The following is a 16,450-nucleotide window of genomic DNA, read 5'->3' on the forward strand; positions in this document are numbered from 1 at the left end:
TTAAGGCTGCTTTCGTTCGTTTTGAGAAAGCCTTTTAGCTAAGTTTAAAATAGAGTTTTGAAGCGATTTTAGGGTCTGGTTGGACTCAATGGTCTGGGAAACTTTGTTTCGCAGAAGTGCCCGAAAAGATCGCTCCAAATTGTATTGTTCTAAGCAAAATTCACAGGATTCAATTCGAGATTGGATGCTTTCCGCTTTTTCTTGGCTAATTTCTCCATCTAAAAGTTCTTCTAACTCTTGGATAATCTGCTCACATTCTTCTGAGGTGTAAGGAGAATCCGGCCTTTTAACGCCGTACTTGTTAGCTGGGTTGTTCATATAAAAAAAATACAAATTAGGGAGTGGTTAATAGTTTTACTTAGATAGATAACCCATTGAAATTGCGTAGGGGATTAGCTTGTCTTTCATCATTTTTCTGGCACGGTGCAGCCTAGAACGAACTGTACCTATGGGAACGTCTGTGATTCTGGCTATTTCTTCATAGCTAAAGTTTTCTATATCACATAGAACTACAATCATTCTAAATTCATCTGGTAAGGCACTTAGGGCACCGGAAATTTCATCTCCTAAAGCGTTTTCAAATAATTTATCTCTTGCGTCAATGGATTCTGCATATCTGGCACGCCCTGTGTTTAGAAACAGTTCAGCCTCTTCATAATCTATTTTACCGGGTTCACGGGTAACTTTTCGATATTGATTAATAAAGCTATTTTTTAATATCCGAAATAACCATGCTTTTTCGTTTGAGCCTTTTTGAAAGCTATGAAAAAAACGGAACGCTTTTAGGTAAGTTTCTTGCACTAAGTCATTTGCATCATCAGCATTACCTACTAAGCGGTAGGCAAAGTGATACAATGATCTTAGGTGCGGAAGCATCGCTGTTTCAAAAAAAGCGTATTCTTCTTCATTCAGCGTTGGGTCAGATTCATTATCCGATACCTCCAAATGGGTATCATTTGTAAAATCCTCCGCTTCTTCTATCCCTGAACTTGGGCGGCTATGGTATGTTGATCTTATAGTCATGGTTGTAGTTGATTAAATGGCACATTTTCTACTGCCCGCTGACGCTGCTGTGAAAATGTTAAAAAATAATCCTGCGCAGAAAATAACTCTTTGCTGTCTGTATTTAACTTATCTACCTTTCGATAAGTTCCATCGGGTGATAAAATTCTTGCCTTTTCATTATCTTTAAACATAGTATCTAAAATATCCATTGTTTGTTGCTTCACTAAATCATCATCTAAGGGAAACATTACCTCTACACGCTTATTTAGGTTTCTGGGCATCCAGTCTGCACTACCGGAATATAGGTTTACAATTCCATTATACTCAAAGTAATAAATCCTTGAATGTTCTAAAAATCTACCGACAATGCTTCTCACGGTTATGTTTTCGCTTACTTGCTTGATGCCGGGTATTAAAGAGCAAATTCCCCGAATGACTAAGTCTATTTTTACGCCGGCTACTGAGGCACGGTATAGCTGATAAATCATTTCGGTATCTAAGAGGGAGTTCATCACGATTCTGATACGGGAGGGTACTTCGGCGGTATGGTATTTGATACATTCTTCAATGAGTTCCAAGCATCGCTGACGCATATTTATCGGTGCTATATAGATTTTACGCCAGCCGGTTTGGCGGGAATAACCTGTTAGGACGTTAAAGAGTTCACTTAGGTCTTCACCGATAGCGCGGTTCGCAGTTAGCAGCCCTAAGTCTGTATAAATCTTAGCGGTAGTTTCATTATAGTTTCCGGTACTTAGGTGGGAATACAGCACAACGTCATCTTTTTCTTTCCGAACTATCTGCAATACCTTGCAGTGTGTTTTTAAGCCCATTACGCCATAAATAACGGTAGCACCTGCGGTTTCTAATTCTCTTGCCCAAACGATATTGGTTTCTTCGTTGAACCTTGCTTTGAGTTCTATAAGGGCGGTAACTTGTTTTCCATTGGCAACGGCTTCTTTCAGAGCAGCTACGATGGGGGATTTTCCGCTGGTTCGATACAAGGTTTGTTTGATGGCCAATACCGCAGGGTCTTTTGCCGCTTCTTTAATCAATTCGATAATGGGATAAAAGCTATCGTAAGGGTGGTGCAGTAAAATATCTCGTTTGCGAATAGCTTCAAAGATATTCGACTTATTTAGCAATGCCGGTGGTATCGCAGCCACAAATGGTGAATCTTTAATATCCGGATTTTCAATAACATCAGATAACGATTTTAAGGCATCTAAGCCCAACATCCCTTTGACCACATATAGGTCGTTTGGGTGCAACTTCATAATATCCACCAATGTTTTGCGGCTGCTTTCACTCATAGAGTCGCTCACTTCTAAGCGAATTACTTCTCCATGTTTTTGGTTTCGGATTTCCTTTTCAATCATCTTCAGTAAATCATCGGCTTCAGCTTCAGAAATATCTAAATCCGTATTTCTTGTAATCCGAAATTGGCTGATGTTGATAATTTTCATATTGGGAAAAAGCATATCAATATGTTCTTCCACGATTTGCTCTAAGAGGATTAGGTCATACTTACGGTGGTGATTAAAGTATAGATAGCGTGGTAATATTCCGGGCAAAGGTACTACGGCAATCTTATGGCCGGTTTTTCGGAAAGGTTCGCGAAGCTCTACCAATAAATTTAAGCCAAGGTTTCTGAATTTCGGAAAAGGGTGCGTTGGATCTATGGCTAATGGGGTTAAAATAGGAAAAACTTGATTCCGAAAAAACTTATGTACATATTCCTGCTGGTTATCCGTAAGTGTTTGATAATTCCTAAAACGCACTCCTTTTTTGCGAAGTTCGGGAACAATTTCTTCCAAGATAGTTTTAGAATGGCTTGCAATCATTGGATGGAGTAGCCTATAAATTTTTTCTAATTGCTCACGGGGAGTTAATCCATCCGGTGTGTGTGTAACTATTTCTGCATCAATTTGTTCCTTAAACCCAGCAACTCGAATCATAAAGAACTCATCTAAATTTGTGGTAAAAATAGTAGCAAACTTCCACCGCTCTAAAATGGGATGTCTTTTATCCTGCGCCTCTTCTAATACTCGTTCATTAAATCGGAGCCAACTTAACTCGCGGTTGATGTAATATTTTGGGTCTTGGAGATTTACTGTAGATTGCGTCTGAGCCATAGCTACAAAAATACAACCAAAAACGGCTATAAAATTAAAATAACGTTGAGATTAATTCCTACAATAAGAAGTAACTTTATTATTAACCGATACTATCCCCCAATTTATCTATGGTTTAAAAACCATAGATTTCATACTTTCTGAATCTAAGTATTTTTTAAAGAGATGCTATTATGAATCTTTTTTCTCCAAATTGGTCATTAAACGGGAGCACTGAAGAAAATTTATTTTCCTGAAAAAGATTTATCAATGTTTCTTGTTGGGTATAGTGGTGTTCTATGGCTACAAATCCATTGGGTGATAGTTGTTCTTGCGCGAGTAAGATTAAGTATCTATAGAAAATGATAGGGTCTGTTTCTGGAGAAAAAAGTGCTATATTTGGTTCATAATCAACAACGTGCGGCATTATTGTATGTTTTTCGCTTGCCGGCACGTAAGGAGGATTTGAAATGATTACATCAACTGTTGTTTTTGGATACATTCCAGAAAGTAAATCTACTTGGGAAAAATCAACAGAAAGTTGTAATTGTTGTGCATTTTGGCGGGCAATAGCTAAGCTTTCTAAGCTAATATCCCAACCCATAACGGTTGATTCGGGAATTAATTTTTTAATTAACAATGCAATACATCCGCTTCCTGTGCAGCAATCTAATATTGAAATGTTGGCTTGTTGTTTGATACGTTCATAAACCAAGTAAACCAGTTCTGCAGTTTCCGGCCTTGGGATGAGTACTGCAGGCGAAACGGTGATTTTTAAGTCATCAAAATAAGTGTAACCCATAACATACTGAACGGGTTCGTGCTGCCTCAGCCGTTGCAAATATTGAACTATTGTTTGATTTTGTTTGGCAGAAAAGGTTGTGTTTTGAGCTAATAGTTGAATTCTATTTTGGTTAGTAATGGCTTCAAGGACTCTGAATGTGATTTCACGAGCTTCTCCTGATGAATAGTATGGTGTAAGTGTTTTTTGAAATTCGGAAAGCCAGTGTGCAGCATTCATAGCTGAATATTCCTAAGTGCTCGTTTTAAGATATAGCGTGTTTCAGGAGTTTTTTCCTTGGTATTTGCCCAACGGGTACATAGGTCTTTTACCCATTCGGGGTTGTATTTTCCGGCATCGTTGAGCCAGTTTGCTACACTATTTTGGACGTATCTGCTGGTATCGGCACAAACGTATTCTAATAAATGGGCAGCTATTTCGGGGTTCTTTTTTAGAATAGGAATATGCTTTGTCCAAACGCCGCAGGGTCTAAGTACCTCAATAGCAAAACGGCGGACGTTAGCATCAGCATCTTGTACCCAAGATTCCAGCAGCCTGATAGATAAGGCAATATCATTACTAAGAACAGGCCGAACGCTTATCCAAGCACTTTCTCGAACGGCAAAGTGGGGATCTTTAGCATACTTCAAAATACTATCTAAGAGTAAACTAATATCTTCTTGGTATTGAGCAAAAAGCCAGAAACACGCCCACTGCCGAACCATATCTGCTTTGTGGTTATGGATAACAGCCCATACTTCGGGTAAAATACTTTCCTGCTTTGCCCAGCTAAATAAGTAAATACCAATTTGCTGAACTTTTTGATTTACAGATAATTCCGATAAATTAAACTGCCATTCAGGAGGTAATTTTTTCGGAAAATGAATTGAATACAGTAATTCTATTTGGTTCAGTGCTAAGTATTCTACCAGATTTGCGGTTTCTATTTCACCTATATTTAATTTATTTAGGATGTCTTTCGGAATTTCTGCTATTCTTTTAGCACCTATTCGTTTGGTTTCCAACACTTAATAGCTAATTCGGGTAAGTTGAATTTTTTTGGCTGCGCTTATGATTAAAGGTACTTTTTCAACTTTTACGGAACTGGTATCCAAGCCGAAGGCTTTGTCTTCGGGTAAACTATATTCCTTGATTAAAAAGTAGAGTTGCATTACCAATGACTCAAAAAACGGTAGATCATTTTCATTGGAGAGGTATTTTTCAAGCACTACGAAGCGAAAATCTCCGGTAATGTTATTCCGGTTTAATGATTCGTAGCGGCTGGTGATGTTTACTTCCTTATTTTTAACCATATCTTCAATAACGTACCGAAGCAGCAGGTTAATTCTGGGTTCAATTCTGAACCCTAAGCGAAAGTTGATCCAGATAATATCTTCTTGTAAAATTGTTTTTACCTGATACTCGGTAGTATGTGGGTCATCTAAGGTATCAACGTGAATAAACCAATAAATATCAGCACGTTTGGGTCTTTTGTTAATGATGGAATACAATACCTTTGATTCAATTTTGGAAGGGTCATTTGAGGCAGTCATATACACCAAATGTGTAGCATATTTATTGACAGACTTATCGTTTGAAAGTTCCCGTAGGGTTCCTAAATGGGGTTCTAAATCAACAAATTCTGTTAGTCTATCTTTGATTTTTCGGGATTTTAGCCACGTCCACATTACGGTGAATAAAAGGCCGCCGACAAGCAGCGTTACCCAGCCGCCGTGTGTAAATTTGCTTAAATTAGCAATTAAGAAAGAGGCTTCAAGGGACAGGAATATGAGCGTTATCGGGATAACTATTTTTCGGGAAACATTACGGCTAATCAAATAATAGGTTAGCAACCAAGTAGTCATCAGCATCGTTATGGTAATAGATAAGCCGTATGCTGCTTCCATATTGGCAGATTCTCTAAAATACCAAACAACTACTAAACAGCCGGTTAGTAGCATCCAGTTGATAGCCGGAATGTATAACTGCCCTTTTACGTTTGAAGGATATTTGATTTTAAATTTTGGCCAGATATTCAGGCGGATAGCTTCGCTGATGAGTGTAAAGGCTCCGGATATTAACGCTTGGCTTGCGATGATAGCAGCCGTAGCCGCAATTGCTATTCCGAGATACATGAACCAATTTGGCATGATTTCAAAGAATGGATTTAAGTCTAGCATTGGGCCGGTGCCGTCATTGGTTTGCTGCCCCACTTTGCTAAGCAGCCAAGCACCTTGCCCAAAATAATTTAAAATCAAACAGATTTTTACAAATATCCAGCTCATCCGCACGTTGTTTCGGCCACAGTGCCCTAAATCTGAATACAAGGCTTCAGCTCCCGTAGTACATAAGAAAACTGCCCCCAATAACCAAAAACCATTGGGAACGTTCGTAATGAAGTTAATAGCATAATATGGATTAACGGCCATCAAAACCTCTGTATGACCAGGTATTTTACTCACGCCAAGTACTGCTAACATCAAGAACCAGATAAACATAATCGGCCCAAACATTATCCCAATTCGTTCTGTACCAAATTGCTGTACTAAAAACAATGCTAAAATGATTCCGGTAACAATTGGGACGGTTGGGATTTCGGAGTTTAGGAGGCTAAGCTGCTCTATGGCGGAAGTAACCGAAATGGGCGGGGTTATTATCCCATCTGCCAGCAGCGCACAGGCTCCTATAATGGCCGGAAACACTAAAATTTTACTTCGCTTCCTTACCAAAGCATATAAAGATAAAATGCCCCCTTCACCGTTATTATCAGCACGTAAAGTCAAAATTACGTACTTAAATGTGGTCTGCAAAGTAAGTGTCCAAATGACACAAGAAATCCCCCCTAAAACCAAATCTTGCGTGATAATTGATTCTCCCACAAGTGCTTTTAGTACATACAAAGGGGAAGTTCCAATATCCCCATAAACAATCCCAAGGGTTACTAATAACCCTGCTAAACTAACTTTGTTAGCATGACTTTGCTGCCCACTCATCTCGAAGCAAATCTACGAATCTGTTTGGGTTATTTGGCCTGCTATAGTTTTGTTTTTAATTGCTTAAAAACAGTGAGTTATGATTTTTTTTAAAAAAACTCTGTTAGAGAAGCACTATTTTCAAGGATATTTAATGTATAAGAGCCGCCCATAATTAACGGAACATTTGCCGTTTCATGCCCTGCCGGAAAATTAAATAATACCGGAAACTGATATTCAGCAACAGTAGAAGCGATTATTTCGGCAGCATTATGGCCAAATTTAACCGGATTGTCTTTCATATCTGTAAAACTTCCAATAATCATTCCTGATAGGGATTTTAATTTTTCGGAACGTTTTAGTTGCCACATCATTCTATCTATGTGGTATAAATATTCGTCAATATCTTCGATAAACAAGATGGCATTGCGAAAGTCTGGTTCTGATTTTGTGCCGATGCTGTGAACTAACAAGGATAGATTTCCGCCTATTAGATGTCCTTTGCAACTTCCTAAGCGGTTTCGTGTATGTTGTTGCTCTATGGTATAATGGATTCTTTGGCGGCCTTTTAAAATTTGGAATAACAGGGATAAATTTTCTTCTTGTCCCGGATTTAGGAGGGATACTGCCATGGGGCCATGAATTGACTGTGCATTATTTCTATTAGCTTCTGCCAATAGAACCGTTATGTCGCTATAGCCGATAATCCATTTTGGGTTACGTCTAAATTTTTTCCAATGAATTTTGTCTAAGATTCGGGTAGTTCCGTATCCGCCTCGGGCACACCAAATTGCATTTATTTTGGGGTTATCTAACATCATTTGCAGGTCAAGGGTACGCTGCTCATCTGTTCCGGAAAACTGATGCTCGCTGTCATACAAATGATTTCCCAAAACGTATGTAAACCCTTCTGCTATAATTCTATCTAAAGCTGGCTGGATTTCTTTTGGAGTAACTTTTCGAGCTGTTGCAATTATTCCAATAGTAGAACCTTTATACAGAATGGGAGGGCGCTGAATCACTTATTTATTAAATAACTAATTTGAGTTCTAAAAATCCCGATGTAGCTGAAAAATCTTAGATTATGTTGTTTGTTTGGTGGATTTAGTTATGGTTTAATATACCACAAAACGGCGGTGTAGGCGGGTTTTATTATTTACTTCAAGGGTAAGTAAATAGTTTCCGGCAGCCATTTCTTCGGTAGAAATAGTCAGTGTTTGGGGGGAATTTATCGGCATCTTTTGAATTATTTGGCCTTCAGAATTTCGTATAGTTATCTGTGCTTTAGCTTTATGCTCCCAACGGATATTTAGATAATGATTGGTAGGGTTCGGGAAAATGGTCAGTGCTTGGTCATATTGGTTTAAAGGTAGAGCTGTTGTAACCAAAGAGTCTTTGATGCCTAGGCAATATTGCCCGAATTTTAGGGAATCTACCCGCATTTCGCCCACTTTGTCGTTAAGGTTATTTAGGTAGTTGGGGGTAGCCGAGATTTGTGCCCAGTCGTCTTCTGTGTTTTTACGGTAAAACATAACAATAGAGTCTTCTCGCATGGTGAGCCAAGGTGTGTCTAAGTAGCGAAAGGCTCCGGTTGTTCTGGCATCATAAGCAAAGTAGCCGGATACAACTTGGTTAGTGGCAGCAATACCTTCTACTGTCCAATAGCGGCTGGCAAGACGTACTCCTGAAACCGGTACTTTGAAGTTATCGGGTGTAACCCAGTGCATTTGAACCCGCCAAAAAGCAGAATCCGTAGGAGATGCCGTTTTGACATCTAAGCTGCATTGTGTTTGAGGATAGTCAATTTTGCCCGAAAAACCAGCCTGAACTATCTTGTAAGCATCCGTAGTGGCATCGCAGAGTTTCTCTTCAAGATCAATCATTGCCAATGTTGGCACAAAAGGCAAAGTAAAACTCTGCTGCCCTTGCAAACCGGAATAAGTCATCACTTGTACAGATTTATGCCAATTATTATCCATAAACGTAATTTCTACCCGATTGTTATTCACATAGTTAGGTTTGTTATTTAGCTTTTGGCTAAGATAAATGGTTGCTGTATTTCCCTGGGTAGAGAATGAGTCTATTTCGTGGTGAGTCCAGCCGGGGGAAAATACCCAGCCGTCAAAAAAGCCCTGTAAATTTAATCCTGAGTAAGAACTGAGGTACTGTTTTAGTGAATCTGAACTATGGTGCCGGAATTTAAAATGATCAAGATATTGCTTCATTGCTGCGAAAAAGGTAGAGTCTCCCAGATGCCCCCGCAACGAATGAGCAACCGTAGCTCCTTTTTCATAAGAAGTAGTGCCGTATGTTTTATCTTGCGGTACTCCAGATACAGGATAATAATCACCGTCATCTAAATGTGCATTGATTAGCACAGACCGGTGGATGTTTCGTAAGTATATTTTAAGTTCATCGTAGATAGCTTCTTTAAAGATGGCTTCACAATAGCGGGCAAAGCCTTCGTTGAGCCACATATCTTCGGCGGTAGCGCAGGTTGCTAAATTCCCAAACCAATGATGCGAAAGCTCGTGTGCCCAAAGAGTTTCATAGATAGTATTTCCATTGATGGTAACGGTTGGGTAGGCAATATTAGTAGCGTGTTCCATAGCCCCACCGGTAAATGGAACAGATACATAACCCACTCTTTCCCAATGATATGGCCCAAAACGATTTTCAAAAGCTAATAAAGTCGCTTTTAGTTTAGCGAAGGAAAGAGTTGCTTTTAGTGAATCTGTTGGACGCACATATAATGCGATTGGAATACTTCCCAATGCACCTTGAACCGTATCACGAACCACAGTATATTGAGAAGCTGCCATACCGGCCAAATATGTAGGAATCGGATCTCTGAGCTGCCAGTGAAAGGTGTGTGTGCCGTTTCCATTATCGGTTGTTGTTAGTAATGTTCCGCTACAAACGGCTGTACGGGCAGTTGAAACGGTGATGTAAAAATCATAAGTAGCTCGATCAGTGAAGTTATCTACACAAGGAAACCAAACTTTCCCAAAATTATGCGGTATTTGGGTCAGGGAAACCCCTAAGTTAAAAGCAACGCTGGTATCATTGCTAAAATAAAAACCTCCGAAACCGGCAGGATCTTGCATTGGTTGCCCATGATAAAAAACCTGTATAGTGCTTTGCTGCCCATTAGCCAAAGGCGTAGGAAGGTTCACCCGAAGAAGTGTATCATTGTATAAGTAGGTGGTCGGTACATTGTTTACCCAAACAGAATCTACAATTAACCGGAGAAGTTCAAGTTCAACGGTTGTTAGGCCGGCTTGCTGGGCGTGAATGGTAACATCGGTTTTGGCATAAACCTGTTTTGCAGCAAAGCTCGGAATAGACATCTGAATGGCATAATGCTCTACATCAAATTGTTGTGAGAATAATGCGAAACAGCTTCCGAAAAAAAAAGGCAATAGAAATAGTTTTTTCATATTCAAGACGATGCGGGTAAATGTACTGTAAATGTTGTTAATATTGGTGAGCTATGGACGAAGATAGCACCTTTTAGATCTTCTTCTACGATTCTACGTACTAAATAAAGCCCAAGTCCGGTATTTTCACTTTTGTTTTTGGTGGTAAAGAAGGGTTCAAATATACGTGAGCGTATGTCTGGGGGGATTTCCTGCCCGTTATTCGCGAAGCTGATTTGCCAATGTCCTACGGTTCTGGTAGCTGTAATGGTAACTTCCCCCGCAGTTCCTATAGCAGCTATTGCATTTTGCAGTAGTTGAAACCAAACTTGATTTAGGCTATCGGGTGAGCAACGCAAGGTTTCTGTTTTTGCCTCGTGGATATTCTTGATAATCTTGGTGCTCGGTGTTAGCCGATTTACCAGTAACGATAGGGAAAACTCAATGCTGTCTGCAATATTAATTTCTTTTTGGAAGCTATTGACTCGTAGCTGCTTTACAAGTGCACTGATTGAATGAGTTGTCTTTTCTGTTTTGAGTAACGAACTTTTGATAAATCCGGAATTTGATTTCAGAGAAACTACAGAATGAGCAAACTGAATCAAAGAACGCCCGTAATTATCTTTTAACAACGGAATTAAATCATCTAATTGGGTTCTGTTTATGCCTAATCGGGTTAATTTTTCGGCAAACCATTGCCCGTCTTGAATACCGGCGGATTCTAAATAAACCGTTAAGGCTTTATTATTTTGGCGGGTTTCTTTATTAGAAAGTTCAGTTGGGTTATTTAGGCTATTGTGCCAAATGGTTTCTAATTGAGAACCAATATGTTTGGGAAATAATTCGGTGATAACTTTTATTTGGGCTGTTATTTCGGTAACGGCTGTTTCTATATTGCTTGCTCCTGTTTTTAAAGTGCTTAAAGTGCCATTAACATCGTGGGCAAATCCGGAGAGCAGTTTAAAAAGGTCTTCTTGCTTGCGGCAATCTCCCGTATTTAAGGCAGCAATAACTGCATTTAGCCCATCATCAAGATTATCAGCGTTTTTTATAAGTGAAATTTCCGGAATGTTTATTTTTCTTAACTCCAGTAGAGCTTGGTGGTTTTGTAGTTTTATTTCTGATTTATATTCAGCGAATTGCTGCTCAAAAAGATGATATTCTTGGTAGCTTTTCAGGGCTTGAAAGTAATCTTCTTTTTGGGTATAAACTTCCGACCAAAGCGGCTGAATAGCTATTTTAGCTTCAAGGTTAGGATATTTTTCAATTAGGTGTTCAATAATATTCTGAGCCGAAACAAGGTATGAGGCAGCAGCATCTGAATTTTTCTTTTTTAGGTTAATAAGACTTAATAAATGCAGGCACTTTATGCTCAAAAAGCTATCTGAAAGTTGCTCTATAATTAACCACGCATTTTCAAAATATTCTTGGGCTTCATCTAAATTGTTGTTTAATAGATGGTTATTTCCAATGTATAAAAATAATTTTGCTGCAAAATATTTGTTAGAAGTGTGGTTAGCGGTTTCTAACGCAGCTAAAAAGTAAGTGTGAGCCTCTTGAAACTGGCCGGAGCTGCTTAGCACAACGCCAAGTTCGGCTAAGGCGTTAAGCCGCTCACTCACAAAACCTAATTGGTCATATAATTCAATAGATTTTCCTAAAAATTGAGAACTTTCTAAATAATTTTTTTTAATCTTATGAATGATTCCCAAATAAAAATATGCTATTGCTAAGTTTGGGTGCTCTTTTTTTTCGGAAAAGAACAAAACACATTCTTGCAATAAGTTAATGGCACGTTCTGTTTCGCCAATAGCGACATAGATTTTGGCTATATTCAGTAAGGTTTTGTGGGGTGTGAGGTTTTTGGGGCTTTTTATGCCTTTCCAGACTGAAATAGCCCAGCTAAGGTAATCTGCCGCTTTGGCAATATCCCCAATGAAGTAGTAAAATTCACTGATTTCCTGAAAACATTCTGATAAATGCTCCCAGTCGCTTTCTTGGTTATAGCTGCTGATAACATCTGTAAGAAGCTCAAGTGCTTGGCCATAAAGATGCTGGTGTGTATAAACAAAAGCAAGCGTTCTGGCACAAAGCCGGTGTAAATGAATATCATCAAACTGGCTGGCAATAACTTCCGCACCGCGCACAAGTTCCGTAGCAATTTTTTCATCAATATAAACTGCTGTTTGGGCAAGGTCTAAGAGTGCAACTACCTTCTCGGGAGAATCCGGTAGCTGAATAACTGATTGTGAGTATTCTGAAAGGTTTTTCATATAGGGCGAGAAGGAGGTTGCTGTTTTTTAAAAAAATCTGGAACTACAAAATAGCGTTGTATAACAAACTTTTGAACCGATCTTACTTCATTAGAATTGCTAACTACTCCTAAAAAACTATTCACTTCTTGCTCTTGTTCATACAATTTTAACTGTGTATTTTTGTTATTCGTTGTTTGAATATCAATTAGATAGTTTGGTTTTATGGTTTTTAAACTATCTAAACAGTTTGGGCAAAAGCTATTCATAAATCGTTCCCCAAAGGTAGGTGTAAATCTATCTAAATAGGCTATAACGGCAGTTGAATCAGTAGGTTGTCCATTGATAATCCAGCCATTGGGAGCTTTTACTAAGTTAAAAGAAGAATCTGCGCTGGGAGATTTAATAGATACTTGCGTAATTGTTTCTGGGCTGATGTCAAACAGGAGGTTTTCGCGCCAAGCGTCTATTTCGGTAGGGAAGCGGCTGGTTAAATATCCGTGAAATCCGGGTATTTCCAGCACAAAAGGTTGGTCAGCTCCTTCTTTCAACATGATAGTTCCGCTGCCGTCTGCCGCAGTTCCCCCAATATAGTAGCGATAGGTTTCGTTATTGGTTGTTATTTTTAGATGAATGTGGCTACGTTTAATTGTTTCAAAAACAGTTTGGTGCGCATTTGGGTGAACGGGTTCGCGTACTTCTAAACGAAAAAGAGTTGTTAGAAGTGTTTGTATCATAGATGTTTGGGCTTTGTATTGGTTATTAACCGTCCACTGCCCTTTGCCCGTTCTTTTTAAAATAATTCTTCCCCGTTCTTTGTCGTTTTGGAGCTTTACTAACTCTACTTCAGAGATAGCGGAAGTATCGCTGATGGCAAATTGGCTCTCAGAGCTATCCAGAGAAGTTGTCTTTTTGTCTTTAACCCAAAGCCAATAAGTTGCAATAAATACAATGAAAATTACAGATAAAATAAGAGTTGTTCGTTGCTGTGTCATGCAAAACAATTGCCTTGCGAAAATACGATTATTTCTTGCCGGTATTTTTTATCGCACTAAAAAGTCCTAAAATGGCTTATTAATTGGTATGAAAAAGCGGTTAGGGTTCAGAAAGCATGAAAGTTATAGTTTTATTGATGAAACATGATTACAATTCTTTCCTGCTAATTCTTATTAGCATACATTCTAAAGCATAACCTCCAAAAATTGCTAAAAAAATATTTCTTTGGGTTGGTAATTGTTTTAATTGGTAAAAAGGTATTACCTTTGCGGCTTGTAACGAGGCGAGATAGCTCAGCTGGTCAGAGCGTACGATTCATAATCGTAAGGTCGAGGGTTCAAGCCCCTCTCTCGCTACATTAGTTTATGGTTCATTGGGGGAAGGGCATTTAGCTGCCTCTGTTTCAGAATGTAAATTTTTCCCTGACCAGATAATATCACAAATCTTTTGGTGGGTTGATGTAGTTGCGTTTGGGATGTTCATCAGAAATCCGGTGGCTTGATAGGTTCCGCTCCCGGGTTTAGCCTTTGAGATTCTGATACGTGGCCGAGAATATGCCGTTGTTTTCATATCCGGCGCAGCTTGTATAAAGTTTAGCTCAAAGCGAAGTAACGATATTTTATTTTCAGTATAAACCGGTGCAAACCACTGCCGGCAGCCAAGCATCCAATGATCTCTATCTAAAATTAGATGTAATTGATTAATTCCGAATACGTTCCAATTTCCTTCGATCTTTTTTTCTTGAACTTTTGGTTTATTAGACACCGTTTCGGTTGTCCAAGCTAAGTTTTCCTTTAAGGTAATGTTTTCATGTGTAATATCATCTCCTACCAAAATGAGCACCTCTACAATGCAGGTATAATCTACGTTATTGGAGAATTTTTCGCAATCTAAGGTACCGCAGTTTGCCAAAAAATTAACTTCTAAAGAATAAGTAACTTGTTTTTGGTGGTAGTTCATACCCAGTGAGTTCACTTTAATTTCCAATTCTTGTACTTTATCTGCCTGTTTATTGGAATACAGATCAAATCCGTTTAGCAAGACCAGCACTTGTGTGCCTTCTGCTAAATCTTCATTGACAGGGATTGTCCATGACTGAGAGAAATATAGGCGATTTTTTTCTTTTGTAAACAGCAAGAGTTTATGCTGTTGATAATAAGCGCCTATATTTTTTTCAGGTTGAACTTTAGTATAGAAAGTGGCTACGTGGCAGCTATCTTTGCCGGTTCCTGTAGCGGCGGCCTGCCATAAAGAATCTTGGGTTAAAACGCTCCCTATCCGGTTCATGCGGTGGTTGTACGTCCAATCAACAGCAAAGCCATTCCAGACAAAAAACGGATTTTGGGCTAATAGGGATAATTTTCCCCACAAAATAAAAATTCCGAATATTATTTTCCGGGATGTGCAATAACGATGCAGTTGGGTAACCATTGGCGAATTTTAGCTATTTCTTGGGGGGTAAAACCGTTCGTATCCAAATACAAGCGTTTGAGGAAACGTAACTGTTTCATAGATTCCGGTAATGTAGTTAGATAATTCACATTCAAAAAGAGAACTTCTAAATGTTGTAGGCGGCCTATTTCTGTTGGTAAACTCTCTATTTTATTATCATCTAAATCAAGTTGTTGTAGATTTATTAGGCTTCCAATAGAAGTTGGCAAGGTTTTTATTTTATTGGAAGATAAATCTAACGCTCTTAACTTGGTTAAACTACCAATGCTATTGGGAACATCACTTATGTTACAATCCTCTAAGTCTAATTTGGTTAAACTGAGTAACTTAGACAGCTTAACCAATTCAGTGTTAAAATCTGCAAATTTATTTCCATTTAAAACCAACTCTTTGATGCTGTTTAAATATTCCAGATTAGTTGGGAGTTGAGTGAGGGCACATTTGTAGAGGTTTAAGGTTTCTATTCTGGTGATTTTCTGTATAATTTGAAGGTCATGTAGAGAGAGCTGGAGAGGGTTATCCCCTAAATTTAGCTCCCGTAGTTTTGAAAATGTAGAAATTTGATCCGGAATATTTTTAAGATTTAAGTGTGCCAGTTCAAGGGTTTCTAAATTTGGAGACTTAATTTTTTCAAGGTCTTGGGCAATATTTCGTAAGGGAATATAGCTCAAAACAAGCGTTTTCAAATTTATCAGACGGGAAAAACTGCTTGGCAGTTCATTAAATTTATTATTGAAAAGTCTTAATACATTTAAACTTGTCAGTTGAGTAATTCCTTCCGGAAAAGTCTCAATATAATTATTATCTAAATCTAATTCTTTGATATTTTGTAACTTACTTATAGACTGCGGTATATCAAATATATTACAGTAACTTGCTTCTAATTTTTCGAGATTGGTAAGTTTTCCAATATTTGGGGGAAGTTCAGCTAACTGTGGGTTGTGATGTAAGGATAATGTTTGTAGATGTATCAGTTGGCTAACTTCATCCGGTAATGTTCGTAGTCTGTTGTAACTTACGTCAAGATATTCTAAATTAGTGAGTTGATTGATGGTTGCAGGGATTTCGGAAATTTGATTATTGGTTAAAAAGAGGATTTTTAAGTTTGTAAATTGTACTATTTCTTCTGGGAAACGGGTGAGTGCGTTATTTTTGGGGCCATAGTTTGTCAAGTTAAGGCGTTGGACTTTTTCGGGTTCTTTTAATGCCTCTACCAATGAAGTATATTCTTTTACTACCTCACGTGGTTTAATGGTATCTAATACCGGAGTGATTACCGGAGGTAACGTATTGGTATCCAACGGATTTACTTTCACAATATTAGTTGTATCTGTTTCACTGGGGTCGCCCTTAGGAATCTCTGGCATACAGGCAGAAACAGTTAGCAAAAGCCAAATCGCAACTATATTTCGCATATTTTACAACGATTCGCCCAAAAGTACAGTTTTTTATGGCAAAA

General features: G+C 38.5%; 12 protein-coding genes and 1 tRNA gene. 1 reads left to right on the forward strand and 12 read right to left on the reverse strand.

From position 1 onward, the window contains the following. The 10 genes from LC115_11120 to LC115_11165 all read right to left on the reverse strand — a co-directional run bounded on the left by LC115_11120 (position 1) and on the right by LC115_11165 (position 13,538). Positions 1–318, reverse strand: coding sequence for a hypothetical protein (locus tag LC115_11120; GenBank protein ID MCZ2357215.1), 318 nt, complete (start codon positions 316–318; stop codon positions 1–3). A gap of 36 nt (positions 319–354) precedes the next feature. Then, positions 355–1,023: a sigma-70 family RNA polymerase sigma factor gene (locus LC115_11125; GenBank protein ID MCZ2357216.1), complete on the reverse strand. Its 669-nt coding sequence runs from the start codon at positions 1,021–1,023 to the stop codon at positions 355–357. Continuing rightward, positions 1,020–3,140 (reverse strand): polyphosphate kinase 1, encoded by a 2,121-nt coding sequence (gene ppk1 / locus LC115_11130; protein ID MCZ2357217.1) that lies wholly within the window; start codon positions 3,138–3,140, stop codon positions 1,020–1,022. Before ppk1 ends, LC115_11125 begins: the two co-directional genes overlap by 4 nt. A 157-nt stretch (positions 3,141–3,297) precedes the next feature. Then, entirely contained in the window at positions 3,298–4,140 is an 843-nt protein-coding gene (gene prmC, locus LC115_11135) for a peptide chain release factor N(5)-glutamine methyltransferase (GenBank protein ID MCZ2357218.1), read from the reverse strand. Continuing rightward, a complete protein-coding gene (locus tag LC115_11140; protein MCZ2357219.1) occupies positions 4,137–4,925 on the reverse strand; it encodes a DNA alkylation repair protein in 789 nt (262 codons plus the stop codon). The genes prmC and LC115_11140 overlap by 4 nt, the downstream gene beginning before the upstream one ends. A gap of 3 nt (positions 4,926–4,928) precedes the next feature. Continuing rightward, positions 4,929–6,893 (reverse strand): KUP/HAK/KT family potassium transporter, encoded by a 1,965-nt coding sequence (locus LC115_11145; protein MCZ2357220.1) that lies wholly within the window; start codon positions 6,891–6,893, stop codon positions 4,929–4,931. 89 nt (positions 6,894–6,982) lie between these two features. After that, positions 6,983–7,894 (reverse strand): LD-carboxypeptidase, encoded by a 912-nt coding sequence (locus LC115_11150; protein ID MCZ2357221.1) that lies wholly within the window; start codon positions 7,892–7,894, stop codon positions 6,983–6,985. Positions 7,895–7,987: 93 nt separating this feature from the next. After that, positions 7,988–10,312 (reverse strand): T9SS type A sorting domain-containing protein, encoded by a 2,325-nt coding sequence (locus LC115_11155; GenBank protein MCZ2357222.1) that lies wholly within the window; start codon positions 10,310–10,312, stop codon positions 7,988–7,990. A gap of 2 nt (positions 10,313–10,314) precedes the next feature. Continuing rightward, positions 10,315–12,564, reverse strand: coding sequence for a tetratricopeptide repeat protein (locus LC115_11160; GenBank protein ID MCZ2357223.1), 2,250 nt, complete (start codon positions 12,562–12,564; stop codon positions 10,315–10,317). After that, entirely contained in the window at positions 12,561–13,538 is a 978-nt protein-coding gene (locus LC115_11165) for a DUF4340 domain-containing protein (GenBank protein ID MCZ2357224.1), read from the reverse strand. Before LC115_11165 ends, LC115_11160 begins: the two co-directional genes overlap by 4 nt. Before the next feature lie 283 nt (positions 13,539–13,821). Here LC115_11165 and LC115_11170 point away from each other — a divergent pair. Next, positions 13,822–13,895, forward strand: a tRNA-Met gene (locus LC115_11170). A gap of 7 nt (positions 13,896–13,902) precedes the next feature. On the opposite strand, the gene LC115_11175 is transcribed toward LC115_11170, so the two are convergent. After that, positions 13,903–14,970: a hypothetical protein gene (locus LC115_11175; GenBank protein MCZ2357225.1), complete on the reverse strand. Its 1,068-nt coding sequence runs from the start codon at positions 14,968–14,970 to the stop codon at positions 13,903–13,905. Then, positions 14,928–16,406 carry a leucine-rich repeat domain-containing protein gene (locus LC115_11180; GenBank protein ID MCZ2357226.1) on the reverse strand — a complete coding sequence of 493 codons (1,479 nt, stop codon included), beginning with the start codon at positions 16,404–16,406 and terminating at the stop codon, positions 14,928–14,930. The genes LC115_11175 and LC115_11180 overlap by 43 nt, the downstream gene beginning before the upstream one ends. Positions 16,407–16,450: the final 44 nt, after the last annotated feature.

The organism is Bacteroidia bacterium (assembly GCA_026932145.1).
Lineage (GTDB): Bacteria > Bacteroidota > Bacteroidia > J057 > JAIXKT01 > JAIXKT01.